The sequence below is a fragment of the Mesorhizobium sp. EU05-FHT14A09 genome (assembly GCF_058790995.1).
The window spans coordinates 666,099-689,734 of record NZ_JBYTDF010000002.1 but is presented as its reverse complement, the minus strand read 5'-3'; the positions used below and the strand labels follow the sequence as shown (position 1 = coordinate 689,734).

Here is a 23,636-nt window from a genome sequence, read left to right as displayed (position 1 = left end):
GGATGCAGCAGCATGAGCCACACGGCGGCAGCCAAGCGGGCGGGCGCTGGGCCTTTCTCGGGTTTCGAGCGCATGGTGGCGTGGCGCTATCTGCGTTCGCGGCGCCAGGAGACGGTGATTTCGGTCATCGCCTCGATCTCTTTCATCGGTATCATGTTGGGCGTGGCGACGCTGATCGTCGTGATGGCGGTGATGAACGGGTTCCGGGCGGAACTGCTGTCGCGCATCCTTGGCACCAACGGACATCTCATCGTCTCGCCGGTGGATCTGCCGCTGGAGGATTATGCCGAACTGGCCAAGCGCATCACCGGCGTGCCTGGCGTCAAATATGCCATTCCGCTGGTCGAAGGCCAGGTGTTGGCGAAGGGCAATGTCGGCTCAGGCGGCGGGGCACTCGTGCGCGGCATTCGCGGCGAGGATCTCGACAAGGTCACGCTGGTGGCCAGCAACATCAAGCAGGGTTCGATCGCAGGGTTCGACACCGCCGGCGGCGTCGCCATCGGCCGCCGCATGGCCGAGAATCTCGGCCTGGCGCTGGGCGACATCATCACGCTGATCTCGCCTGACGGCGATGTCAGCCCGCTTGGCACCACGCCACGCGTAAAAGGTTATCCAGTGACGGCGATCTTCGAGGTCGGCATGTCACAATATGATGCCTCGATCGTGTACATGCCGTTCTCCGAGGCACAGATGTACTTCAATTCGGAGGGCAAGGCGCAGAGCCTCGAGGTTTATCTCGACAGTCCCGATGATGTCGAAGCAATCAAGCCCAAGGTGGAGGAGGCCGCGCAGCGGCAGGTCTACCTGAGCGACTGGCGCCAACGCAACGAGACCTTCTTCTCGGCGCTGCAGGTCCAGCGCAACGTCATGTTCATGATCGTGACGATGATCGTGCTGGTGGCGGCGCTCAACATCATCTCCGGTCTGATCATGCTGGTGCAGGACAAGGGGCAGGATATCGCCATCCTTCGCACCATGGGCGCGACGCGTGGCGCTGTCCTGCGCATCTTCCTGATGACGGGTTCCGCGATCGGCGTGGCCGGCACCGCTGCGGGCGTGCTGCTCGGGGTTCTCATCTGCTTCAATGTCGAGCGCATCCGTCAGTTCTTCTCGTGGCTGTCAGGGACCGTCCTGTTCAATCCCGAGCTCTATTTCCTCAACCAGTTGCCCGCCAAGATGGAAGCAGGCGAGACGCTCTCCGTCGTCGTCATGGCGCTTGTGCTTTCGTTCCTGGCGACACTGCTGCCTGCCTGGCGAGCGGCGCGGCTCGATCCCGTCGAGGCGCTAAGGTACGAGTAGTCGCTGAGCTGACGTCGGTCGAAGGCAAGGTCGTATCGCCCCAAGGCTGCCGGCGCGTCTTTCGCGTCCTGCGTCTGCAGCCTTTTCATCGGGGCTGGCATGTCGAGCCCTGTGAATTCCCGGCATAACCGGGCACCCGTCCGATCTCATCAACCTTTCCTTAACCCTGGGTTCAGGCACCACCCGGAATCGTCCGACGGTGCTGTTTTGTTCCGTTGACTTTAGAACAAAGTTAGAACAAATTACGTACATATTAACAACAGGAGCCAGCCATGACCGATCTGATCCAGGACGTTGCCTCTCTTGTCTGCATGAGCGCCTTCCTTGTCTCGATGGCGATGTGGATCGGCGCGATGTGAGGAAACGCCACGGCCAGCGGCTGTGGCAGAATGGATAAAGGCCGACGCTGCGGTCGGCCGTAAGCACAGTCCGGCCCTGAATGGGCATGAGACAACTCTTCAAATCAGCCTCGATGAAGCCTCGGCGCGATGTGTCGCTCGCACACTTGCGAAGATCGCAACGCGCCCTGTGTTTTGCAAAGTTCCAAGGAGCGCGAGGCTGGGCGGGGGAAAATTGTAGTCTCGTACGGAGACCACTGACGTGTCGCCCTGACGTTGCCCAGCCTTCAGCCTGCCTTGCGTCGCAACTCGACACTGGGCCTCTCGGCGGGCCCGAATACGGTTTCGAAACCGGCTTTCAGGGCAAGGTCGAGATCAGCCATCGTCACGGGCAAGCCGAGATCGACCAGCGAGGTGACGCCATGGTCGGTGACGCCGCAGGGAACGATGCCGCCAAAATGCGACAGGTCAGGTTCGACGTTGATGGCGATGCCGTGGAATGAGACCCATTTGCGCAGGCGGATGCCGATCGCCGCGATCTTGTCTTCCGCCGGACTGCCGTCCAGCGAGACCGGTCTGTCTGGCCGCACCACCCAAACACCGACGCGATCCTCACGCCGCTCTCCCTTCACGTTGAAGGCGGCGAGGGTCGCGATGATCCATTGTTCAAGCGCTGCTACGAAGGCGCGCACGTCCTCGCGTCGCCGCTTGAGGTCCAGCATCACATAGGCAACCCGCTGGCCTGGGCCATGATAGGTGTATTCGCCGCCACGGCCCGCCTTGAACACCGGAAAACGACCCGGGTCGATCAGATCGCTCGGCTGCGCGCTGGTGCCGGCGGTGTAGAGCGGCGGATGTTCGACCAGCCAGACCATCTCTCCCGCCGTGCCTGCGCGAATCGCTTCGGCGCGCGTCTCCATGACGGCGAGCGCGTGCGCATAATCGACCAGACCCGGTTCAATGCGCCACTCCACTGGCGCAGAGCCGGCAAAGGGCAGGAACGTCGTGGCTATCTGGCTGCGTTCGGTCATGGCGCTCACGGAAAGGCTGGTCTTCATATGGCGTCAATCCGGGCCGGCGTCCAGTTCCGGCGATTGTCCCAGCCGACGTCGCGAACTTCGTTACGAATGGAAACCGGCTATTCGATATGGTCAGATAACAGAATGAACCGACACAATACGTCCGACAAAGAACCGCTATTTCGAAGCGTCAATACGCGAGCGCGCAATGTGCGTCACAACTTTGGTGGCGAATATTGATGGTCACGCCAACGCGATGGCAACATGGACAGTCGAGGCTCGATGCATGCAGGAAAGCGCCGAGGGCGAGACTACACGCCCTTGTTTCGCTTTCTTCTCGCGCGCGTCGGCAAGACTTGGACTGACGTGCATCGCGAAGCCGTCTCACGGCTTGACAGCGAGGAGCCCATCTTCTGGCTGGTGGCGCGCAACGAGATGGAGAAGCGCCCCTTCGTGGTGTTGGGTGAGAACTCATATTACAGCGGCTTGTATGTAGACGAGAACAATCGCCTTGCGATCGTCGATTCGACATTGTCCGTCGAGCAGATGGAACCAACGTGTTCCTGCTGCACCCATACGTTCAATGGGAAACCATTCACGCGACCATACAGAGGCAGTTGAGCGGGCGAGCGGCACCAACCGAGCCGGGATGCACCGGCTTTTGGTTTCGCGTGAAGGCTCTGAAGAGGGCCGTGATGCACCTGCATCAGCATTTCTTATCGGGCCGCCCGCTTCAGCGAGGCCGCTTCAGCTTTCCGGAACGATAGCAGAAACCCTTCGTTGGTTCAGGAGATCGCTACTCAGCGATCTCAAAACCAGGAGGAAGAACATGACTAAACTGCTTTGTGCGAGCGCGTTGGCGCTGACGATGATGACCGGAGCTAGCCTGGCCGCCGGCGACAAGGGAACCTCGGCATTTGATAATCCCGAGAAGATGGCGCCGTTCTATTCCGACAAAGACATGAAGACGCTGAAGTCCGATGCCGATTTCAAAGCGGCCTGGATGGCATTGACCGATGACGAGCGGGCCGGAATGACAAAGGATTGCGGTGATGAAGTCATCGCCAAAGAGCACGACAATTTCTGTAAAATGACCAAGGAGCTCGGCGGCGCCAACTAGATCCAGGCCATCGCCTTCGAGTTCTTATCGCCGCAAGACTCTCGGCGACGCGGTCGGCTGCAACACTTCCGTACGGAACAACCAGCCGATCGCCCTTGTCCAGACGACCTCTCCCTCATCGCCGATGGCATGGAGGGAGTAAATGTGGCCAGGAATGGCCCCAATGTGGACCATCCTTCAGCTGGAAGGCTCAGAAATGCTGAGTTCTCGGAGGGAGAATGGTGCGGTCGAGAAGACTCGAACTTCCACGGGTTGCCCCACAGCGACCTCAACGCTGCGCGTCTACCAATTCCGCCACGACCGCACGTGGTAGGAGCCGGAGTGGACCGGCCCGCGGCGTGTAGCAAATCGTTTCCGGTGAAACAAGGCCATCTCGAGCAATAATCGCACTTCCGGCAAAGAGTTTTTGCCAACCGGACCTGGCCGCTCGCAGAAGCCTGGATTGGCACACTTTTCCGGCGTTCAAACGGCTTCAATCCGGCGGCGTCTTGTTCTACACCGGCACTGACCCTTTCCCTTCAAACCGGTCGCGGGGAAATCATGCAAGGTGAACAGCGCAACGAGGCCGAGCCGGTTCACGCCGAAATATACGGCGAGGACGGCGTCATCCGTGCGCCTTTCGTTGCCCATATTGGTGCGGCCATTGCCGACCGCGACATCCTCGCACTGAAGCGGGAAGTGGGCGATCTGCACCAGTCGGAACTGGGCGATCTGCTGGAAGCCTTGCTGCCCGAACAGCGACGGGCGCTGGTCGAACTGCTCGGCTCCGATTTCGACTTTTCGTCATTGACCGAGGTCGACGAGGCGATCCGCCTCGATATCGTCGACAACCTGCCCAACGCGCAGATCGCGCAGGCGGTTCAGGAGCTCGATTCGGACGACGCCGTCTACATCCTGGAGGATCTCGACCAGGAGGACCAGGACGAGATCCTGTCGCAGCTTCCTTTCACCGAGCGCATCCGGCTGAGGCGCGCGCTCGATTATCCGGAAGAAAGCGCCGGCCGGCGCATGCAGACCGAATTCGTCGCCGTGCCGCCGTTCTGGACGGTCGGTCAGACAATCGACTACATGCGCGAAGACAAGGATCTGCCGGACCGCTTTTCCGAAATCTTCGTCATCGACGCGACCTTCAAGCTTCTTGGCGCCGTCGGGCTCGACCAGGTTCTGCGCGCCAAGCGTGCGGTGAAGGTCGAGGAGATCATGCATGAGACCCGCCACGCCATTCCGGCGACAATGGACCAGGAAGAGGCGGCACGCGAGTTCGAGCAATACGACCTGCTGTCTGCCGCCGTCGTCGATGAGAACGAACGTCTGGTCGGCGTGCTGACCATTGACGACGTGGTCGACGTCATCCAGCAGGAGGCCGAGGAAGACCTTCTGCGCATGGGGGGCGTCGGCGACGAAGAATTGTCCGATACGGTGGCGGCAACCTCGCGTTCGCGCGTGCCTTGGCTGCTGGTCAATCTCTGTACCGCTTTCCTCTCCGCATCCGTCATCAGCATGTTCGGTGCCACGATCGAGGAGATGGTGGCGTTGGCCGCCTTGATGCCGATCGTTGCTTCGCTTGGCGGCAACGCCGGCACGCAAACCATGACGGTGACTGTCAGGGCGCTCGCGACGCGCGATCTCGACATCTACAATGCGGGCCGTGTCATCCGGCGTGAGGTGCTGGTCGGGCTGCTCAACGGCGCCATCATTGCGACCCTGCTTGGACTCGTTGCTGGCACCTGGTTCCAGAATGTAGACCTCGGACTCGTCATTGCGGCTGCAATGATCGTCAACATGCTGGCCGCCTCTCTGGGCGGGATTCTGATTCCGCTTTGTCTCGACAAGCTCGGTGCCGATCCCGCGATCTCGTCGTCGATTTTCACAACCATGATCACCGATGTGATCGGCTTCCTGGCTTTCCTGAGTTTCGCCAGCTGGTGGCTGCATCTGGGGTGAACGGGTCGCGAGCCTGCGAATTGTCGCTTGCCTGCGCCCGCCGACGCGCGATTGGAAAACGCGTGGGCGGTGCGGTCAGTTACGGAAACGATTGAGGTTTTTTGCCTGCAATTGACTTTTACGTAAATGCCGTGCGAAGCTTCTCCTGAACCCGCATGCCGTTCGATTCTTGCGTCATCCGATGCGGGAAGGGGCACGACGGACAACGGCGTATTTGAAGCCTCTGCGCCCGGAGTGACGATGCGGGAATATTACACGATCACCGAATTGACGCGTGAATTCGACATCTCGACGCGCACGTTGCGTTTCTACGAGGACGAGGGGTTGGTCGCGCCGGTGCGACGCGGTCGTACGCGCCTGTTTCGTCCCTCCGATCGCCATCTCATCCGCCAGATCATGCGCGGCAAGCGGCTGGGCTTCGCGATCGCCGAGATTCGCGAGATTATCCAGATGTACAAGGAGCCGCCCGGCGAGGTCGGCCAGCTCAAGCTGATGATCAAGCGGATCGAGGAGAAGCGCGATTCCCTGCGCCAGAAGCGTCGCGACCTTGAAGAGACCCTGGCTGAACTGGATCAGGCCGAGGAGTCTTGCGTGGAACGGCTGGTGGAGCTGGGCGTCAGCACCTGAGGCCGTTGATTCGGCTCATCCTTTGGTACCCCCTGACTGTCGCGCTTTTTAATTGCGCTCCTATCGCTGGGTCTGTCATGATTTGACGATTGTACGAGCTGGGGGGCTCGAGAGTGGATATGGACGTCAAAGGGCTCGATCGTGCCCTCGACAAGGTCGTTGAAGCGACATTCGATCCTTCGCTATGGCAAGGGGTGGTCGACGGTATCGCCCAGGCGACGGGCTCGCATGGCGTCAACATCATTCCGGTGGCTGAGCGGGCACCCAGTCTGATCGTATCGACCGAGAGCCTTTCCGGCGCGTTCGAGGACTATTTCAACAACGGCTGGTACGCGAAGGAATGGCGATTGCGCGGCGTGCCCTTCCTGCTGCGCCACGGCACAGCCTGCGACCCGCAGTACACGTCGCGTGAGGATTTCGACTACCATCCCTATTATCGCTTCCACGCCAAGCACGGCATCGGGCGCTCGTGCATGGTGGCCTTCTCGCGACCTGAGGATATGCTGGTCATGACGCTGCATCGCAAACTCACCGACGATTTCTTCAGTGACGAGGAGGTCTCGGTCCTGCGTGCGATGCGCGATCGGCTCACGATGGCGTCAACGCTGATGCGCAGCGCCATGCAGCACCGGGTTGCCGGCATGATGGATGCCTTCGAGATGGCGGATGTGGCCGCCATCTTCTTCAACCGCTTTGGCAAGGTGACGAGCGCGAACGGCGCCGCCTCTCGGTTGCTGGGGGCTGAACTGCAGATCAGCAAAGGTGAGCTGCGCTCGCGCCGCGCCGAAGAGACAAGGCATATTCGCGAGCGCATGCGCTCCGTGCTCAGCGAATCATGGTTGCGGCCCGATGGCGTTGATGGCCCGATCCTGATCGCACGCGAGGGCAAACGGCCGTTGGCCATGCGCGTCCAGCGGCTGGGCGGTAACCTGCCGGACTTTTTCTCGCCGTCCGTCGGTGTCTGCCTGCTGGAGGATCCTGAACGGCGCAGCGCGACCGAGCCGCAGCTTTTGCGCCAGGCCTTCGGGCTGACACGCACCGAGGCTGAAGTTGCCGTGCTGCTCAGGCAAGGCCTTCGGTTGCGGCAGATTGCCGAGCAGAAATCGATTTCTTACGAAACGGCGCGTGCACATCTGCGCTCGATCTTTGCCAAGACAGGCGCCAGCCGGCAGGCAGACCTCATCGTGCTGACAGGAAATCTCGGCATTGTCGGCTAGCGCATGACCCCGAAAATCGAAATCGATTTTCGAAAGGGTGCGGCGTGCACCACCCGTCATGCCCCAAATCAAAGTGCTACAGCGTCGTTTGCGCGTTCGAAACGACGCCTTGCGCTCCAGCTGTCATCGGCGCTTCGTTTGCCGATGGTGCTTTCCCGACCTCCGCGCTCAGCATGCGTCGGCCCTGGAGCGCTTTAGGCCCTACCAGTTTTGATCGCGCTAGCTCAGAGCGGGAAGCAGCCACTCCAGGGTTGCTGTAACCGCTGCTCCTGCCGAAAACACGATCAAAGCAAATTTGTAGAAAGGTGAGGGGGAAGAGCCGTACCCCCGGATTTCATGTCCAAGATTACTCACAGTGATACTCCCCAACATCACTCAGCGGTGTCAGGCTAACACCGATGCGTTACCAGAAAGTACCGGTAGAAAGCCGTGCAAAGCTTGCGGTCGGGGCAGGGCTAGGATGTTCTCTTCAGGCTGGAAATCTCGGGGACCGAACTGCAGCGCAGCATGGGCCGTTTTCGCTCTGTGCAGCGGCCACGCGAAACAGTTTATCCGCTCGTCTACGGATACTGTGGTTCGGCGACTGGTCGCTAACTGCTCGGAAAAACTGGTACGCCCAAGGGGAATCGAACCCCTGTTACCGCCGTGAAAGGGCGGTGTCCTGACCGCTAGACGATGGGCGCAGCCAAGGCCGGCTTATAGTGGCGTTGCGTGCGGTGGGCAACCCGTCAAAATCGGGTTTTTGCATTTTTTTCCAACCTTTTCGAAGAGGGCCCGATCCGGCTGGATTCTTCGCTACTTGTGCTGCGACCTGCCCGGGATGTCGTTGGAAATCGGCCTGGTGCAGCCAAGGCCAGGTCGCTGGCATCGTTCGCGCCGTATTGTTGCCGCCTTGTTGCAGGCAGCGAGGGCGCGCGATCTTTTTGAGACGATCGCCTATCCGCCATCATCACGAAGATGCGCGCGGAGATCGATGAAGCAACCGGTTGAGTGTAGTTATGTCATTGTTTCCGCAGACGATTATCGATTTTTGGAATGCTCCTTTCGCAAATGGCGATGTCCTTCATAGGGACGATGCGTTTCTGCTGACGACGAATCCGGCCCTGGAGGACGATGAAAGGGTCACGGTTCTGGAATTGGCGTCAGGCAAGGTTCTGGCTGCAATGTCGCCAAGGATGGCGACTACGGCTGGCCTTGAGCGTAAGCAAAGCCTGTCCGTGCAAGTGCTTCAGCAGAAGCTCGCCAGGGCGGGAATCAGCCTCCACGGTGCCGACTATCTTTTCTACTTCGGCGAATCGGAGCGGGCGGCACTGATGCAGGAGAACACCGAGACCGTACGGCAATTGTCACAACGCGACGAAGCTCTCTTCTCCGCCTTCGCGGCGGCGGCCTCGCCGCAGGATCTCGACGACGCCTTTGTCGAACTCGACCATTGGGCGGTGTTCGGTTCCTTCGAGCAGGACCGCCTGGTCAGCGCCGCCAGCGCGTATCCCTGGGCTGCTTATGTTGGGAATGGCGCGCCGTTGGCGGATATCGGCGTGTTGACGCTGGCGGACTTTCGCGGGCGAGGGCATGCGCGCAAGGCAGTGCGCGCGCTTGCCAGATACGCTTATGAGCAGGGCTACCATCCGCAATATCGCTGCCAGACCGACAATACGGGTTCCATCGCACTGGCCAAGGCCGCAGGCTTGACGCTGTTCGGAAAATGGCAGGTGATCTCTCCCGACTGCTCAGTAGAGTGATTTGTGGCGGGCGTGTTATTCTCTCCGGCTGGAGAGGATGACATGGCGTTCGCGATCAAGGCCGAAATCGCCGATCCGCAGGCGGAGCACTTTGTGTTCGGCGCGCAAAAGACGATGTATGGCGGAAAGGCCATCGCAGCCGGTGACACTATCTTTTTGTTCGCAAGCGAGAACGAGGGAGGGGAAGGCCTCGTCGCGCGTGGCATCGTCGTTTCGGTGGAAGCGGTTCCCAGGCAGCCGGATATCGAACGGCAGACACCACGCGTCAGCTTAACCGTCAGGCGTACCGCGCTCGCCAGCCGGCCACTTGGCCGTAACGAACTCAGGCATATGACCGACTGGCAGGACGGGCGGCCCGGAACCGAGCTCAATTTCAAATTCTACCGGCAGGCCACGAACAAGATCGTTGGCCTCTCGGAGAGTGCCGCGGCGTTTCTCAAGGATTTCTTCTAAGCGCGACGGGACACGCTCCAAGCCGGCCTAGCCGCGGCGGCGGCAGCGCCAGTTCCAGTCGCGCTCGGGGCCAACGTCGACGTGCACGGATTCGGTGTGGCAGTAGGTGCCAACGCCACCGCGCCCGGGCAGCGAGCGCACATAGGTCGCTAGGTCCCACTTGCTGACGCCGGCGATCTGGATGTCAGCAGCCGCGCAATACATATGCAGCGAGTTCTTGGCGCCGCGCGCACGCACGTTGCGTGCCTGATCGCGATAGCCGGAAGTCACGATCAGTTTCTTGCGGTAGTGACCTTCGATCTGCTTCAGCACGCGCACCAGCGAGGGCTTGAGGCAGGCGACGTCCACGCTTTCGGTCTGCTTCAGCAGGCCGTTTGGTGCGAGGCGCGCCATGCCGGCGGCGGACGCAACCTGGTATGGGCCGTCATCGTCCTCGTTCAGATCCACGTCGCTGTCATCATAAGTGCCGGAACGGCGGGTGATCTCGAACAGTGCTGTCTTGCGCACGCCGGGCAGATTGTTGAAGGCGGACGAACTGTCAGCTGAGGCGAGCATCGCCTGCTTCTGGCCGGTCTCGACCGAAGCCAGCGTGATGATCGGCTTTGCCGGCTTGTCTTCGGGGATGATCGCCTGTTTGGCTTCGGCTTGCTCGGTCGGCACGATCGGTTTCGGCTTCTCGGCAACCGGGGCAGCCTTGGCCGGCGACGAGCCGAACAACGAAGCGAGGAAGCCCTTCTTTTCGGGTTTAGCAGGGGCCGCCGGCATTTCACCCGCGGTCACGTAGACCGGGTGGTTCATCTCCGGCGTTGCGGCGCTGGCAGCCTGTGTCGCCGGGGCTGCCTGATCAACCGCGCGCTGGCTTGTCGCGATGCCTTGCTGCGGCAGTACGATGGTGGTTCCGGATGCAACCTGTTGAGCGGCAGTCGCCGTCTCCTGAGCCGTCTGCCCGGGCGCGACCAGTTGCTGCGGTGTGGTGCCTGCGATCTCTTGCGCATCGGCCGGCGCTGTCAAAGGGAAGGCGGGCGTGCCGGGCTTTGCCGTCGGCAGATACGCGATCTGCTCAGGCAGGGCAGTGTCGCCCTCGGCAGTCATCAGCGTTTGCGGTGTCGTCGCTGCGAGGGCCGGATCGGCCGTGTTGGGCGCAGCGGGCGCGGTTGGGTTTGTACCGGCCGGTGAGGCCGCATAATTCTGATTGGCAACGCCGAGATCGGGCGCGCCGGTCGAGGTGCAGGAAGCCAGCAGCAACGCGCACAACGCCGCCACGACGGCGCGGCGTTCTCCCTTCGCGAAGCGCGAGCTGTTTGCCCTCAAATCCAAATTCCCCCTCGCTAGCCGATCCGAACCGTCATCTCAGGCGCCGTGACGCCGCCGAATGATCGAGTTTCCGCAATCGGAAACGAGACCTGTGACAAATCCGCAAGCTTCCTTCTGAAATCGTGCGAGCCTGCGTGATTTGCGTCAAAATGATGATTGACGTGACCATTTCGCCCGCTTTGGCGAACAGGTCAACTCACCGCATATTACAGATTGTTACACTCGCACCTTAACGTAGTCGCCGGGGGCGTCGCCCAGCGTTTCCATGGTCTTGCCAGGTATCCGGGCAGGCACGCGTGCTGCCTCCTTGGCTTCGATCCAGCGTTGCCAGTGCGGCCACCAGGAACCCGGGTTCTCGGTGGCGGCAGCGATCCAGTCCTCGAATCGTCCAACCGGCCTGCCGCCGGTCCAATGCTGGTATTTGCCGAGGGAGGGTGGATTGACCACGCCGGCGATGTGGCCGGAACCCGCCATTACATAGTCGACATCACCGCCGAAATATTGGCAGCCGAGGAAGACCGAACGCGCCGGCGCGATGTGATCTTCCTTGGAAGCCAGATTGTAGACAGGAATTGTGATGTCGGAGAGCGATACCGTGCGCCCGGCCAGTTCCATCTGGCCGCGCGAAAGGTTGTTCTCCAGGTAGCAGTTGCGCAGATAGAAAGAGTGGTTGGCCGCCGCCATGCGTGTGGAATCGGCATTCCAGTAGAGCAGATCGAAGGGAAGCGGCTCCTTGCCCCGCATGTAGTTGTTGACGACATACGGCCAGATCAGGTCGCCCGAGCGAAGCATGTTGAAAGCGGTCGCCATCTTCGTGCCATCGAGGAAACCTTTGCCACGCATGGCGATTTCGAGCGCGGCAATCTGTTCCTCGTCGACGAACACCTTGAGGTCGCCGGCGTAGGTGAAGTCGACCTGGGTGGTGAAGAAGGTGACCGATTTGACGCGGTCGTCGCCTTCCTGTGCCAAGAGGGCAAGCGCTGCAGCGAGCAGTGTACCGCCGACGCAATAGCCAATGGCGTTGACGCTGCGCTCGCCGGTCGCCTGCTCGACGACGTCGAGGCCATATTGCAGCCCTTCGCGGATATAGGCTTCCCAGTTCTTGGTGCCGTGACGTTCGTCCGGATTGATCCAGGAAATGACGAAGACAGTGTGACCCTGTTCGACCGCCCAGCGGATGAACGACTTTTCCGGATTGAGGTCGAGGATATAGAACTTGTTGATCCATGGCGGGCAGATCAGCAGTGGCCGCTTCAAAACAGTATCGGTCGCCGGGCTGTACTGGATGATCTCGGCCACGTCGGAACGACCGACCACCTTGCCCGGTGTGACCGCGATGTTGCGGCCGATCTCGAATTTCGAATAGTCGGCCTGGCGCAGCTTCAGGTCGCCCTTGCCGGCGGCAATGTCCTCGGCAAACATCTTCATGCCGCGCACCAGGTTCTCGCCATGCGACGAAACGGTTTCGCGGAACAGCTCTGGGTTGGTGAGGATGAAATTGGACGGCGAAATCGCGTTCGACACCTGCTTCACGTAGAAACCGGCCTTGTGACGCGTATGTTCGTCGAGCCCTTCGGCATGTTCGACCAGGTCGGCCGCCCAGCGCGAGGTGACCAGATAGGCCTGCTTGAGGAAGTCGAAGAAGGCGTTCTTGCCCCATTCCGGGTCCTGGAAGCGCTTGTCGCCTCGTTCGGGCTTGATGTTCGTGGCTTCGTCTTCGACGCCTCCGATGCGATGGATGGCGCTGGCCCAGACATTCATATAACCCGCGAACAGCCTCGTCTGTGCCTCGAGGGCCCGCTTGGGGTCGGCAAGCCAATACTCGGTGAGCTTGGAGAAGGTCTTGACCATGTCGGCCATCGGCTCGGCGACGCTGTCACGAACCTCACCACGTTCGCGCGGTTCCGCCCAGGCCGAGGCGGCTTTGCCTGCCTGTTCAATGACGCGCGCGAGATTGAGCGCGAACCGCTCGGGGTCCTTTACCAGATACTGGTCGACGGGTGGCGGTTCATGGGCGTCCGTCTTGCCTGCATCGGGTCTGTCGGCCATGGTTTGCGCGGTTCCTCCCTAGCCATTTCTTGACATAGTATCATGCAAGGTCGAATAGGAGCCAAGATGCTTTTGCTCTCCCATAATGGGAAAGTGAGCTTTAATGGCCATTGCGGGAAAGTAGTATGACAATTCGTTTTGGTCAGCTTCCGGTTGTCGCCTCCCAGCGGTGGTCGCTGGCACTTGTCGTTGCGGGCGGCCTGGCGCTTGCCGGTTGTGCGAGCCAGAGCAGCGGGCCGTCCACGGCCGTGCAGTCCGGCGGTTCGGTGACCGGGCCGAAGGATACCGGCTCATTCCCCAATCTGAACATCAAGCCCCAGAACGCGGCGACGCAATTCACCGAAGACGAGAAGAACGCCAAGCTGGCGCAACTGGCGGCCGCCAAGTCCAATGTGCAGGCGCATCCGGGTGATCCGGCCGCCGTGGCCGATGCCGCCGAGCTCGACAAGCTCAAGGCCAGCCACGCCAAGGATGCGCTGAAGCAGATCGGGGCCAAGTGTGACCCCGCTCTCGACCCGAATTGCAAATAAGGCTATAGCGCGCCGCCAAGCGCCTCTCGATCGGAACGAACATGGAAGAGTTTCACAAAGTCCGCCGTCTTCCGCCTTACGTCTTCGAACAGGTCAATCGCCTGAAGGCCAGTGCGCGGTCACGCGGCGCCGACATCATCGATCTCGGCATGGGCAATCCCGATCTTCCAACTCCGAAGGCCATCGTCGACAAGCTGTGCGAAGTGGTGCGCGATCCGCGCACACATCGCTATTCGTCGTCGCGCGGCATACCCGGCCTGCGCCGCGCCCAGGCCAATTATTACGGCCGCCGTTTCGGCGTGAAGCTCAATCCCGACACCCAGGTGGTAGCGACACTGGGCTCCAAGGAGGGCTTCGCCAACATGGCGCAGGCCATCACCGCGCCCGGCGATGTGGTCTTGTGTCCGGATCCGACCTATCCGATCCACGCCTTCGGCTTCATCATGTCGGGCGGTGTTATCCGCTCGTTGCAAGCCGAACCGAATGACGGCTTCATTCCGGCGCTGGAACGTGGCGTGCGCCATTCCATTCCGAAGCCGCTGGCGCTGATCCTCAACTATCCGTCGAACCCGACGGCGTATGTCGCCACACTCGACTTCTATAAGGACGTCGTGGCTTTCGCGAAGAAGAACGACATCATCATCCTGTCGGATCTCGCCTATTCGGAGATCTATTTCGACGGCAACCCGCCCCCCTCGGTGCTGCAGGTACCGGGCGCGATCGATGTCACCGTCGAATTCACTTCCATGTCGAAGACGTTCTCCATGCCCGGTTGGCGCATGGGCTTCGCCGTCGGCAACGAGCGCCTCATCGCGGCGCTGACGCGTGTGAAATCCTATCTCGACTACGGTGCCTTCACGCCGATCCAGGTGGCGGCGACCGCGGCTCTCAACGGTGACGGTTCCGACATAGAGGAAGTGCGCGATATCTATCACAAGCGCCGTGATGTGATGGTCGATGCTTTCAGCCGCGCAGGCTGGGACATCCCGGCGCCGGCGGCGACGATGTTCGCCTGGGCGCCGATCCCCGAGCAGTTCAAGCATCTCGGCTCACTCGAGTATTCAAAGCTGTTGATCGAGCACGCGGATGTGGCGGTGGCGCCTGGTATCGGCTTTGGCGAGCATGGCGACGATTATGTACGCCTGGCGCTGGTCGAGAACGAGCACCGCATCCGGCAGGCGGCCCGAAACATCAAGAAGTTCCTGACGACCACCGCCAAGCAGCCCAACAATGTGGTGCCCCTGGCGGCGCATCGCTGAACTGCCTCAGACAATCCTGAAAGACCGAGAAAGAGGGGCCGTCCATCATGGCTGAATCCTTGCGTGTTGGAATTGCCGGCCTCGGCACCGTCGGTGCCTCGGTGGTGCGCGTGCTCACCGAAAAGGCCGCGGAACTCACCCGCCAGTGTGGTCGTACCATTACGGTCACCGCTGTCTCCGCGCGCAACCGTGACAAGGACCGCGGCGTCGACCTCTCCAAGGTGTCCTGGTTCGACAATCCGATCGATCTTGCCCGTTCGAACGAAATCGATGTCTTCATCGAGCTGATCGGCGGCGACGAGGGGCCGGCGCGTGAAAGCGTCAAGGCTGCGCTTGAAGCCGGTCGCCATGTGGTGACCGCCAACAAGGCGCTTCTCGCCAAGCACGGTGTGGCGCTGGCTGAAATCGCCGAGAAGAAAGGCGTGCTGCTGAACTACGAGGCGGCGGTGGCCGGAGGTATTCCGGTCATCAAGACCATGCGCGAGGCGATGGCCGGCAATTCCGTCAATCGCGTCTTCGGCATCCTCAACGGCACCTGCAACTACATTCTGACCCGGATGGAGGCCGAAGGCCTGTCCTTCGAGGCGTGCCTGAAGGACGCGCAGCGCCTTGGTTACGCCGAGGCTGACCCGACCTTCGACATTGAAGGCAATGATACGGCCCATAAGCTTGCCATCCTGACCAGCCTGGCCTTCGGCCACAAGATCGCTGCCGACGATATCTACCTGGAAGGTATTTCAAACATCACGCAAGCCGACATTCGCGCTGCCGCAGAGCTCGGCTATCGCATCAAGCTGCTCGGCGTGGCGCAGCGTACCGAAAGCGGTATCGAGCAGCGCGTGCATCCGACCATGGTGCCGACCGCTTCGGTGATCGCGCAGGTGCATGGTGTCACCAATGCCGTGGCGATCGAGACCGACATCCTTGGCGAATTGCTGCTGTCCGGGCCTGGTGCGGGCGGCAACGCGACGGCCTCTGCCGTCGTTGGCGACATCGCCGACATCGCCAAGAGCCAGCCCGGATTCCAGCACGGGCCGGTGTTCGGCCGTCCCGCCAAGGAGTTGAAGCCCTACAAGAAAGCGCAGATGCGCAGCCATGCCGGTGGCTACTTCATTCGTCTCACCGTGCATGATCGCGTTGGCGTGTTCGCATCGGTGGCCAAGCGCATGGCAGACAACGACATTTCGTTGGAATCGATCGTTCAGCACGCCGTCGGGCCGGAGGCCATCGACAAGAAGACCGTCATCCTGGTCACGCATGAAACCACGGAAGCCGCGGTACGCAAGGCTGTGGAGGCGATCACCAAGGACGGCCACCTGACCGACAAGGCGCAAGTGATCCGCATCGAGCGCGCCGGCTAAACGCCCCTAGAGCGTTTTGTAGCCAGGTGGAGCCACTTGGCTACAAAAATGCAGCGAAAACAAAACTTAGAGTGTTTCCGCGTTTCCGTGAAAGACGGAAACGCTCCAGCTTCAAATCCAGCGGCGCACGCGCTTGGCGTAATCATGATATTTCTTGCCGAATTTGCCGGCGAGGGTCTTTTCTTCACGCTGGATCACCAGCTTGCTGGTTACAAGCCCCGCGACGAAAGCAAGCGGGATCAGCCAGACATTGCCGGTGATCAGACCGATGCCGACGACCAATGTCGCCAGCGACAGATAGATCGGGTTGCGGCTGAGCCCGAAGGGACCACCGGTCAACAGGTGGCTCGGGGTTGCGGCTGGATTCAATGGTGTCTTTGCCCTGAACATCATGCGGATGGCGGCGAACCATAAAGCGACCGCGCCCAGCGCAGCCAGCCAGCCAAAGCCGAACAGGATGTCGCCGAGGACATCGCCGAACCAGGGCAGGGGATAGAGAATACCCAGACCCACCCCCACGACCAGCGCGACCAGGAAGATGATGGGCGGCAGCGGAAAAGGCAGGCGTGCGGGTTCGGTCATTGCGGGTCCCCTGGGCTCATGGCGTCCTCTGTCTGGACCGTGCAGGTGCTGGCGAGATCGTTGACGCGCGCCCTGGCCGAAGCCGATTGGTCGCCTTTCATGATTCCGGCCAGCAGTCCGTCCTTCTCGGACGCTGTGAGCATGCAACCACAATAGCGCACACAGAAGGCGGCGTCGCGGCCGGCGTCCTGGCATGCGGCCTGACAGGCTTTCGGGAAGCTGATCTTCGGATCCTGCTCCGGAGCAGGCCACACCTGTGCGAACAGCCAGACACAGCCGATAAGCACCGGTTGGTGGATGAGGTAGAAAGCCAGGCTATGGCGGCCGATGAAGCCGAGGGGCCGATCAAGCGTCTGGCCGAGTGAGACGTTTGCCAGCCGCTGGAAGAACCCGGTTGCCTTGGCCAACTTGGCCAGCCCAATGCCAATCAGCACCGCTCCGAACCAGGGAAACAGCGGCACGTAGTCGTTCGAACGCGGGTCGATGGAGGAGAGACCGACCCATAGCAGTGCCGGATGATCGAAAGCAGGCGAGCGCAGATAGAACGGAGCCGCGATCACCAGTGCGGCAACGATCAATGTCAGCAGGGCAGGCAGGCGCAGAAACAGAAGGCCGAGCAGGCTGGCCAGCGCGATCTGGTGCAGAATGCCGAAGAAGATGAAGCTCTCCCGTGTGGCAAAATAGGTGACCAGCGAGATCGCAGCCGCAGCCACCGCCACCATGGCGAAGCGTTTCCAGAAGCCCGGCCAGCGGATGCGTTCGCCATGCGCGAGCACCAGCGAGACGCCGACCAGGAAAAGGAAGCTGGATGCGATGCAGCGCGCATAGAGCTTCCAGGGTCCATGCGCGGTCAGCCCCGGGCTCGCATAACCGAAGAATTCGAGGTCCCAGGTGAAGTGGTAGCTGGCCATCGCCAGAAGCGCGACACCGCGCAGGACATCGATCAGCGCAATGCGCCGGGAGGAGGAGTTTTGCTGTTCAAGGCTCATGCGGCAGGATTCGGAATTACGACTGTGCAATGCCTAGCATGGATACCTCCGGGGCGAGAATGGGCGGCAAGGCGGCCGCTCGTCTTCGAGGCCAACGGTTCACCGCTGCAACATTGACCGGATTGCAATGACCATCTAGCAATGAGCGCATGAAGGTCGAAATGATCGCCATCATGGTAGGAAGGCGCATGGGCAGGATGGTGTAACCATCCGGCGAAAGCACCCATGCGCGGCAAACAGGCTCCTGAAGGGGCCTTTTTTATTGCCTTAGGGTCCGGTCGGTCAGTCCGATCTGCCGAGTTCCAAAAACCAAGGATGTGATCATGACGAGAGATCGTCACCCTCGCCACTCGGCAACGGCCTGCGCAAAGACAGGCGCGGCAGATGACGCCTCGCAGTCCAGGTTTGTCATCCTTGTTCTGCTGTCAGCGCTGTCTGTGCTGCCCGTCAACGTCATTGCGCCGTCGTTGCCCAAAATCGCGAGCGAGTTTCAAGTCGACGTCAAACTCATCAGCCTTGCCGTCGCGGGCTATGCGATCGTGACCGCGCTGGTGGGGCTGGTCGCCGGCGGTATGTCGGACCGGTATGGCCGCAGGCCCGTTGCGCTTGTTTCGCTCTCGATCTTCATTCTTGCTTCGATAGGTTGTGCGGTTGCCCCCAACATTCTGGTGTTCCTCGTATTTCGCGCGATGCAAGCCTCCGTCGCCGCCTGTTTCTCGGTGGCACTTGTCGCAATCAAGGAAACATCGAGCGAGCGCGAGGGGACGAGCAGGATGGGTTATGCCGCAATGGCTTGGGCCTTGGCGCCGATGCTCGGTCCCACCTTTGGAGGGACATTGGATGAATTCTTCGGGTGGCGGACGATCTTCCTGGTTCTCGCGGCCTTCGGCGCGACTATCTTGTTTCTGTCGAAACGGGAGCTGAGGGAGACAGCCTCTCCGGTCGGAAAAGCCCGGCCGTTTCTTGGCTCATATGCGCAACTGCTGAGATCCATCAGGTTCTGGGCATATACGGCCGCAATGGCCTGGTCATCCGGGATACTTTACATCTTCCTGGCCGGTGCACCTCTGGTGGTGGGCGGATCGAGCGCAATGCTCGGCCTTTTCATGGGAATGGTCCCTGCCGGCTTTATCTGCGGCAGTTTTTTGAGCGGCCGCTACGGGGCGAGAGTGCCTCGTGCCACGTTGCTCGTCATCGCTCGCCTGCTGACCTGTGTCGGGCTTGCATTCGGCCTGGTCCTCTCTGTCATGGGTATGGCGCATCCGCTGGCGTTCTTTGGTCCTTGCATGTTCATCGGCATCGGCAACGGCTTGACCCTACCCGCTGCCAATATGGGTGCGATGGCTGTACGCGATGGCACGGCAGGCACCGCCGCAGGGCTGGCTGCGGCCATGTCAATCAGCGGCGGAGCGTTGATTGTTACGGTTGCCGGATGGTTTCTTGCCGAGACGGCAACGATTCATACCCTTTTGAGCATTCTGTTGGTCGCAGCGGGCAATGGTTTGATTGCGGCGATCCTTGTGGCTGTTGTCGATCCGCAATCTCGCCGAAGGGACTGATGGCGATCGTTTCAAGGGCGACAAAGGCACTGTCGTTGTACCAGCCTTGCAAACTCGTTGGCCGGCTTCGCATTCCGGCCCGAGCGCGTCGGTTTCCTGCTACCGATCCGGCTCTCGGCGACGCAAATTTCGTCTGCAAGTCGCGAATCCTGGGAATTCATGTCCACGCATGTCCGCCATCCGATCTGGCTACCGGCCGTCCCGCCGGCGGATGCGCGTACCTTTGCTTCGCTCTACGCCATCGAATCTGCCGCGCGTGCCACGGTCGCTTCGGTTATCCCGATCCAGGCCTATGAGATCCTGAAGAACGAGCAGACGGTCTCGATCCTCTATACGATCGTCTCGCTGCTCGGCCTCTCGGTCACGTTGTTCATGCCGATGCTAATCCATCGTTTTGCACGCAGATGGGTTTATACGGCCGGCGCGTTGTTGCTTGCGATCGGATCGCTGTTCTTCGTCACCCATTCGCTGCCGGGCCAGATCATCGGCATGCTCTGCCGCGTGATGGGTGCCAGCGCGTTGTCGATCACGCTCAACCTCTACATCATGGATCATATCCGCAAGACAGACCTCATGCAGGCAGAGTCGCTGCGCATGGCGTGGTCGATGATCGCCTGGACCAGCGGCCCGACGCTCGGCATCTTCCTGTACACGCGCTATGGCATTTATGCTGCGCACGGAGCGGTGGCTGTGTTCGCGCTCTGCCTGCTCGCTTTGTTCTGGTACTACCGTCTCGGCGACAATCCGATGATCGTGCCGGGAAAGAGCCGTCCCATCAATCCGTTTGCCAATATCGGACGCTTCGTCAGGCAGCCGAGATTGCGGCTCGCCTGGCTTATCGCCTTCGGCCGTTCCTGCTACTGGACGACGTTCTTCGTCTACGGTCCGCTGTTCATGGTCATCACCGACCAGGGTGAACTCGCCGGCGGCTTGCTGGTTTCGGCCGGCAACGCCCTCCTGTTCTCAGCCATTTTCTGGGGCAGGGCAGGCAGGCGTTACGGCGCGCGCAACGTGATGACGCTCGCCTTTGTCGGGATGGCGGTGTCACTGTGGCTTGCCGGCGCCATCGGCGAACTGATTCCGCTTGCCACCGCCGGCCTGCTCTTGGTCGGCGCCCTGTTCACCATCGCACTCGACGCCATCGGCTCCACCGCCTTCATGCGCTCGGTGCGCGCCTATGAGCGGCCGCAAATGGCAGCCGTCTACCGCACCTATCTCGATTTCTCGGAGCTGACCCCACCCCTGGTCTACTCGCTTGTGCTGGCCTTTTTCGGCCTGGGCTCGGTTTTTGCCACGCTTGGCTGCCTTGCAGCTGCCTGTGCCGTTGTTACCTGGCGGTATCTGCCGAAATCGATGTAGGGACGACAGCCGGGCGCCAATGACGCTGATGCGTCTGGCAATGGCGGAATTTGGTTTGCCGGGCGCTGCGATTCTTCCTATAGTCTCCACCGTCGTCGGTCCCTTCGGGACCAAGAGGGAATACGGTGGGGAGGGGGGAAAACCATCCGAAGCCGTGGCTGCCCCCGCAACTGTGAGCGGTAGTCCTCTCCAATGCCACTGAGGTTCGCCTCGGGAAGGTGGAGAAGGGCGCTGATCCGCAAGCCAGGAGACCTGCCGGCGACAGCAATGACGGCAATGCCCTCGGGTGGAGGGCGAAAGGACAGACAATGAATACTGCTTCCGTTTCCCTCGGCGCCTCGACCTCATCGCAGTCGCGCTTTCTGCAACTGGCAATGGCCGGCCTGCTCGGCATCTTCGTTATCGGCTTCACCGGCTTCTCCCACATCGAGGCCGTGCACAACGCCGCTCACGACGCACGCCACTCGATGGCATTCCCCTGCCACTAACCAGGGGGGAACCCACCATGTCTGTTTTTCGCAACGTCGTGTTCGTCGCGGCGATCGCGGGCCTGTTGGCCGGCATCGTCCTCGCCTGCCTGCAGGCTTACGCAACCGTACCGCTGATCCTGAAGGCGGAAGTTTATGAACAGGCCGCCGGCGGCCACGAACATGCGGCCGCACCTGCCGCACCCGCTGCCGATGCCGGCACCAGCGCGATGAGTTCCGCTGCGCCGGCTCCGGCCGCCGCTCCGGCTGAGGAAGTGGAAGGCTGGGCACCTGCCGACGGTGTCGAGCGGTTCTCGTTCAATGTGCTTTCCAATGTCGTCACCGGCATCGGTTTCGCGCTGATCCTCGTCGCCTTCTCGGAATTTGCAGGCGGCATCGGCAATTGGCGCCAGGGCGTGTTCTGGGGGCTTGCCGGTTTTGCGGTCTTCACATTGGCGCCCGGCCTTGGATTGCCGCCTGAACTGCCTGCAATGCCAGCGGCCGATCTGATCCCCAGGCAGATCTGGTGGATTTCCACGGTCGTCGCTACGGCCATCGGCCTTGCGCTGATCGCTTTCCGCCGGTCACTGCCGCTCACAGTGCTCGCCATCGCGCTGATCGTCGCGCCGCACATCGTCGGCGCGCCGCAGCCGGCAAGCTACGACACGCCGATTCCGGAAGGCCTGCATCACCAGTTCGTGGTCGCAGTGACGCTGACCAATCTGGTGTTCTGGGTCGTGCTGGGGGCGGTCGTGGGCGTTGTGCGCGGTCGTTTCACCGGGCAGGCTTCGAGCCTTCGCGACAGCTTTGCCTGATCGCCTGACCTTCATTATCGGCGGTGCGCGCTCCGGCAAGAGCGCGCATGCCGAAACGCTGATTACCGCGCTGCCGGCGCCGTGGACCTATATCGCGACCGCTCAGGCTTACGACGATGAAATGCGCGAACGCATCGCCCATCATCGCGCTCGTCGGGGCGAAGGTTGGGAAACGCTCGACGCGCCGCTCGACCTTGTCGGAACCCTGGAGCGCCTGCCTGCCGGGCGTCCGGTGCTGCTCGATTGCCTTACGCTATGGCTTACCAACCACATGCTGGCTGAGCATGACGTCGAGGCTGAGTGCGCGAGCCTGGCTGCCATGCTTTCGAAACCACGCGGCCCGTGGTTTGTGGTGTCCAACGAGGTCGGCCTTGGCATCGTGCCGGACAACGCGCTGGCGCGCCGCTTCCGTGACGCGGGCGGTCGTCTCAACCAGCAGGTCGCAGCGGTCGCCAACGAGGTGGTGCTGACTGTTGCGGGCCTGCCGCTCAAGGTTAAATGACATGATCGAGGACAAGGAAGCCGAGCGTCACCGGGCCAAAATGGCCAAGCGCAAGGCGGTGCAGGATGCCGAAGTAGCGCAAAAGACGATCGAGAAGGGCCTGCTGATCGTCAATACCGGCCCCGGCAAGGGCAAGACCACGGCAGCCTTCGGGCTGGCCCTGCGCATGCTGGGCTATGGCCGGCGGGTCGGCGTCGTTCAGTTCATCAAGGGCAAATGGCACACCGGCGAAAAGGACGCTTTCAAGGCCTTCGGCGATCAATTGGTATGGCATTCGATGGGTGAGGGCTTCACCTGGGAAACGCAGGATCTGAAGCGGGATGTTGCCGCGGCGCAGGCTGCCTGGGTGAAGGTGGAGGAATTGATGGCGGATCCCTCCATCAGCCTGCTGGTGCTGGACGAACTCAACATCGCGCTGCGCTACGACTATCTGGATGTCGATCGTGTCGTGGCTGCACTGAAGGGGCGGCGCGAGGACCTTCATGTCGTCGTCACCGGGCGCAACGCCAAGCCAGCACTGATCGAAGCTGCCGATCTCGTTACCGAGATGGGGGCGACCAAGCACCATTTTTCAGCCGGCGTGAAAGCGCAGCAGGGCATCGAGTTCTAATGCCGAGAGACCCCTACATTGACATCGTAGGGATCACACATTCAATCCATCACTACGAAAACTGATGGGCTCCCGTCTTTCGCGATAGCGCCGCTTGTCTCGCTAAGGCCGCACGTTGCCCAGACGTAAGGCCTAGGTCACTAATCAGGATATCTACAAGTTCCTTCGGTTCCGGTAGTGGATCAAAGATGCGCTTGTTTCCCCACGCGAGCATCTCACTAGGAGCAATTGCCTGAACCGCAAGTTCCAATTGAGAGAGCTTGGTCCAAAGTATAGGGGGGACCGATACATACGTTGCGCGGCAATAGCGCCTGACAAAAGCGGTCCGTAGTTGCTTTGCAATTACGGCATCGGAGCCGGCGTCACGCTTCTCTCGCCACATGCGTCCTGTATTGTATGCGTGGGAAAATTTGTGGCTCCGGCCCTCCGATCCGGTTACGTGTCGACTGTAGATGCGTCCGTAGAAGCCGTTCTTATCGCC

The 23,636-nt window shown here is 61.1% G+C and carries 22 protein-coding genes, 2 tRNA genes and 1 riboswitch; of the genes, 17 read left to right on the top strand and 7 right to left on the bottom strand.

What is annotated here, in order from left to right; translation table 11 throughout:
* Positions 1-12 precede the first annotated feature (12 nt).
* Positions 13-1,299 (top strand): lipoprotein-releasing ABC transporter permease subunit, encoded by a 1,287-nt coding sequence (locus tag AC3WTO_RS10720; RefSeq protein WP_492460685.1) that lies wholly within the window; start codon positions 13-15, stop codon positions 1,297-1,299.
* Between the two features lie 625 nt (positions 1,300-1,924).
* Here the strand turns inward: AC3WTO_RS10720 and lipB are convergent.
* On the bottom strand, positions 1,925-2,668 hold the full coding sequence (gene lipB / locus AC3WTO_RS10715) for a lipoyl(octanoyl) transferase LipB (RefSeq protein WP_492460864.1): 744 nt from the start codon (positions 2,666-2,668) through the stop codon (positions 1,925-1,927).
* A gap of 270 nt (positions 2,669-2,938) precedes the next feature.
* Between lipB and AC3WTO_RS10710 the strand changes: the two genes are divergently transcribed.
* Together AC3WTO_RS10710 and AC3WTO_RS10705 are read left to right on the top strand one after the other, a co-directional pair.
* Positions 2,939-3,277 (top strand): hypothetical protein, encoded by a 339-nt coding sequence (locus AC3WTO_RS10710; RefSeq protein ID WP_492460684.1) that lies wholly within the window; start codon positions 2,939-2,941, stop codon positions 3,275-3,277.
* 208 nt (positions 3,278-3,485) lie between these two features.
* On the top strand, positions 3,486-3,776 hold the full coding sequence (locus AC3WTO_RS10705; protein WP_492460683.1) for a hypothetical protein: 291 nt from the start codon (positions 3,486-3,488) through the stop codon (positions 3,774-3,776).
* Positions 3,777-3,995: 219 nt separating this feature from the next.
* Here AC3WTO_RS10705 and AC3WTO_RS10700 read toward each other — a convergent pair.
* Positions 3,996-4,080: transfer RNA gene (locus tag AC3WTO_RS10700), tRNA-Leu, on the bottom strand.
* A gap of 236 nt (positions 4,081-4,316) precedes the next feature.
* On the opposite strand from AC3WTO_RS10700, the gene mgtE reads away from it, so the two are divergent.
* From mgtE to AC3WTO_RS10685, 3 genes are all read left to right on the top strand, one after another.
* Positions 4,317-5,720 carry a magnesium transporter gene (gene mgtE, locus AC3WTO_RS10695; protein WP_492460682.1) on the top strand — a complete coding sequence of 468 codons (1,404 nt, stop codon included), beginning with the start codon at positions 4,317-4,319 and terminating at the stop codon, positions 5,718-5,720.
* Positions 5,721-5,960: 240 nt separating this feature from the next.
* Positions 5,961-6,347 (top strand): MerR family transcriptional regulator, encoded by a 387-nt coding sequence (locus tag AC3WTO_RS10690; RefSeq protein WP_492460681.1) that lies wholly within the window; start codon positions 5,961-5,963, stop codon positions 6,345-6,347.
* Between the two features lie 119 nt (positions 6,348-6,466).
* Positions 6,467-7,564, top strand: a complete 1,098-nt coding sequence (locus AC3WTO_RS10685; protein WP_492460679.1) for a helix-turn-helix transcriptional regulator — start codon at positions 6,467-6,469, stop codon at positions 7,562-7,564.
* Positions 7,565-8,172: 608 nt separating this feature from the next.
* Here AC3WTO_RS10685 and AC3WTO_RS10680 read toward each other — a convergent pair.
* Positions 8,173-8,247: transfer RNA gene (locus tag AC3WTO_RS10680), tRNA-Glu, on the bottom strand.
* A gap of 534 nt (positions 8,248-8,781) precedes the next feature.
* On the opposite strand from AC3WTO_RS10680, the gene AC3WTO_RS10675 reads away from it, so the two are divergent.
* Positions 8,782-9,306, top strand: a complete 525-nt coding sequence (locus AC3WTO_RS10675; protein ID WP_492460678.1) for a GNAT family N-acetyltransferase — start codon at positions 8,782-8,784, stop codon at positions 9,304-9,306.
* Positions 9,307-9,348: 42 nt separating this feature from the next.
* Positions 9,349-9,759: a hypothetical protein gene (locus AC3WTO_RS10670; RefSeq protein ID WP_492460676.1), complete on the top strand. Its 411-nt coding sequence runs from the start codon at positions 9,349-9,351 to the stop codon at positions 9,757-9,759.
* A 27-nt stretch (positions 9,760-9,786) separates the two neighbouring features.
* On the opposite strand, the gene AC3WTO_RS10665 is transcribed toward AC3WTO_RS10670, so the two are convergent.
* The gene (locus AC3WTO_RS10665; RefSeq protein WP_492460675.1) at positions 9,787-11,076 is read right to left on the bottom strand and encodes a YcbK family protein; all 1,290 of its coding nucleotides are present in this window, start codon (positions 11,074-11,076) and stop codon (positions 9,787-9,789) included.
* 213 nt (positions 11,077-11,289) lie between these two features.
* Positions 11,290-13,122: a class I poly(R)-hydroxyalkanoic acid synthase gene (gene phaC, locus AC3WTO_RS10660; protein WP_492460674.1), complete on the bottom strand. Its 1,833-nt coding sequence runs from the start codon at positions 13,120-13,122 to the stop codon at positions 11,290-11,292.
* A 125-nt stretch (positions 13,123-13,247) separates the two neighbouring features.
* On the opposite strand from phaC, the gene AC3WTO_RS10655 reads away from it, so the two are divergent.
* From AC3WTO_RS10655 to AC3WTO_RS10645, 3 genes are read left to right on the top strand one after another with little or no spacing between them, the layout of a single operon-like run.
* Positions 13,248-13,652, top strand: a complete 405-nt coding sequence (locus tag AC3WTO_RS10655) for a hypothetical protein (RefSeq protein ID WP_492460673.1) — start codon at positions 13,248-13,250, stop codon at positions 13,650-13,652.
* A 41-nt stretch (positions 13,653-13,693) separates the two neighbouring features.
* Positions 13,694-14,911 carry an LL-diaminopimelate aminotransferase gene (locus AC3WTO_RS10650; RefSeq protein WP_492460672.1) on the top strand — a complete coding sequence of 406 codons (1,218 nt, stop codon included), beginning with the start codon at positions 13,694-13,696 and terminating at the stop codon, positions 14,909-14,911.
* Between the two features lie 47 nt (positions 14,912-14,958).
* Positions 14,959-16,272 carry a homoserine dehydrogenase gene (locus AC3WTO_RS10645; RefSeq protein WP_492460671.1) on the top strand — a complete coding sequence of 438 codons (1,314 nt, stop codon included), beginning with the start codon at positions 14,959-14,961 and terminating at the stop codon, positions 16,270-16,272.
* A 111-nt stretch (positions 16,273-16,383) separates the two neighbouring features.
* Here the strand turns inward: AC3WTO_RS10645 and AC3WTO_RS10640 are convergent, their stop codons facing one another.
* On the bottom strand, positions 16,384-16,854 hold the full coding sequence (locus AC3WTO_RS10640) for a methyltransferase family protein (protein WP_492460670.1): 471 nt from the start codon (positions 16,852-16,854) through the stop codon (positions 16,384-16,386).
* Positions 16,851-17,843, bottom strand: a complete 993-nt coding sequence (locus tag AC3WTO_RS10635; protein ID WP_492460669.1) for an acetyltransferase domain-containing protein — start codon at positions 17,841-17,843, stop codon at positions 16,851-16,853. Before AC3WTO_RS10635 ends, AC3WTO_RS10640 begins: the two co-directional genes overlap by 4 nt.
* 323 nt (positions 17,844-18,166) lie before the next feature.
* Between AC3WTO_RS10635 and AC3WTO_RS10630 the strand changes: the two genes are divergently transcribed.
* The 6 genes from AC3WTO_RS10630 (at position 18,167) to cobO (ending at position 23,155) form a co-directional block, all read left to right on the top strand.
* A complete protein-coding gene (locus tag AC3WTO_RS10630; RefSeq protein ID WP_492460668.1) occupies positions 18,167-19,402 on the top strand; it encodes an MFS transporter in 1,236 nt (411 codons plus the stop codon).
* 159 nt (positions 19,403-19,561) lie between these two features.
* Positions 19,562-20,761, top strand: coding sequence for an MFS transporter (locus AC3WTO_RS10625; RefSeq protein ID WP_492460667.1), 1,200 nt, complete (start codon positions 19,562-19,564; stop codon positions 20,759-20,761).
* 79 nt (positions 20,762-20,840) lie between these two features.
* Positions 20,841-21,035: riboswitch (cobalamin riboswitch) on the top strand.
* Positions 21,036-21,069: 34 nt separating this feature from the next.
* Positions 21,070-21,249 carry a CbtB domain-containing protein gene (locus AC3WTO_RS10620; protein ID WP_129414525.1) on the top strand — a complete coding sequence of 60 codons (180 nt, stop codon included), beginning with the start codon at positions 21,070-21,072 and terminating at the stop codon, positions 21,247-21,249.
* Between the two features lie 17 nt (positions 21,250-21,266).
* On the top strand, positions 21,267-22,043 hold the full coding sequence (locus tag AC3WTO_RS10615) for a CbtA family protein (RefSeq protein ID WP_492460666.1): 777 nt from the start codon (positions 21,267-21,269) through the stop codon (positions 22,041-22,043).
* Positions 22,036-22,545 carry a bifunctional adenosylcobinamide kinase/adenosylcobinamide-phosphate guanylyltransferase gene (cobU, locus tag AC3WTO_RS10610; RefSeq protein ID WP_492460665.1) on the top strand — a complete coding sequence of 170 codons (510 nt, stop codon included), beginning with the start codon at positions 22,036-22,038 and terminating at the stop codon, positions 22,543-22,545. Before AC3WTO_RS10615 ends, cobU begins: the two co-directional genes overlap by 8 nt.
* Before the next feature lies 1 nt (position 22,546).
* Entirely contained in the window at positions 22,547-23,155 is a 609-nt protein-coding gene (gene cobO, locus AC3WTO_RS10605; RefSeq protein ID WP_492460664.1) for a cob(I)yrinic acid a,c-diamide adenosyltransferase, read from the top strand.
* The last annotated feature ends 481 nt before the right edge of the window (positions 23,156-23,636 follow it).

Coding starts and splice junctions, on each gene's coding strand:
- AC3WTO_RS10720 (WP_492460685.1), top strand. CDS start 13: ATGAGCCACACGGCGGCAGCCAAGCGGGCGGGCGCTGGGCCTTTCTCG.
- lipB (WP_492460864.1), bottom strand. CDS start 2,668: ATGACCGAACGCAGCCAGATAGCCACGACGTTCCTGCCCTTTGCCGGC.
- AC3WTO_RS10710 (WP_492460684.1), top strand. CDS start 2,939: ATGCATGCAGGAAAGCGCCGAGGGCGAGACTACACGCCCTTGTTTCGC.
- AC3WTO_RS10705 (WP_492460683.1), top strand. CDS start 3,486: ATGACTAAACTGCTTTGTGCGAGCGCGTTGGCGCTGACGATGATGACC.
- mgtE (WP_492460682.1), top strand. CDS start 4,317: ATGCAAGGTGAACAGCGCAACGAGGCCGAGCCGGTTCACGCCGAAATA.
- AC3WTO_RS10690 (WP_492460681.1), top strand. CDS start 5,961: ATGCGGGAATATTACACGATCACCGAATTGACGCGTGAATTCGACATC.
- AC3WTO_RS10685 (WP_492460679.1), top strand. CDS start 6,467: ATGGACGTCAAAGGGCTCGATCGTGCCCTCGACAAGGTCGTTGAAGCG.
- AC3WTO_RS10670 (WP_492460676.1), top strand. CDS start 9,349: ATGGCGTTCGCGATCAAGGCCGAAATCGCCGATCCGCAGGCGGAGCAC.
- phaC (WP_492460674.1), bottom strand. CDS start 13,122: ATGGCCGACAGACCCGATGCAGGCAAGACGGACGCCCATGAACCGCCA.
- AC3WTO_RS10655 (WP_492460673.1), top strand. CDS start 13,248: ATGACAATTCGTTTTGGTCAGCTTCCGGTTGTCGCCTCCCAGCGGTGG.
- AC3WTO_RS10650 (WP_492460672.1), top strand. CDS start 13,694: ATGGAAGAGTTTCACAAAGTCCGCCGTCTTCCGCCTTACGTCTTCGAA.
- AC3WTO_RS10645 (WP_492460671.1), top strand. CDS start 14,959: ATGGCTGAATCCTTGCGTGTTGGAATTGCCGGCCTCGGCACCGTCGGT.
- AC3WTO_RS10640 (WP_492460670.1), bottom strand. CDS start 16,854: ATGACCGAACCCGCACGCCTGCCTTTTCCGCTGCCGCCCATCATCTTC.
- AC3WTO_RS10635 (WP_492460669.1), bottom strand. CDS start 17,843: ATGAGCCTTGAACAGCAAAACTCCTCCTCCCGGCGCATTGCGCTGATC.
- AC3WTO_RS10630 (WP_492460668.1), top strand. CDS start 18,167: ATGACGAGAGATCGTCACCCTCGCCACTCGGCAACGGCCTGCGCAAAG.
- AC3WTO_RS10625 (WP_492460667.1), top strand. CDS start 19,562: ATGTCCACGCATGTCCGCCATCCGATCTGGCTACCGGCCGTCCCGCCG.
- AC3WTO_RS10620 (WP_129414525.1), top strand. CDS start 21,070: ATGAATACTGCTTCCGTTTCCCTCGGCGCCTCGACCTCATCGCAGTCG.
- AC3WTO_RS10615 (WP_492460666.1), top strand. CDS start 21,267: ATGTCTGTTTTTCGCAACGTCGTGTTCGTCGCGGCGATCGCGGGCCTG.
- cobO (WP_492460664.1), top strand. CDS start 22,547: ATGATCGAGGACAAGGAAGCCGAGCGTCACCGGGCCAAAATGGCCAAG.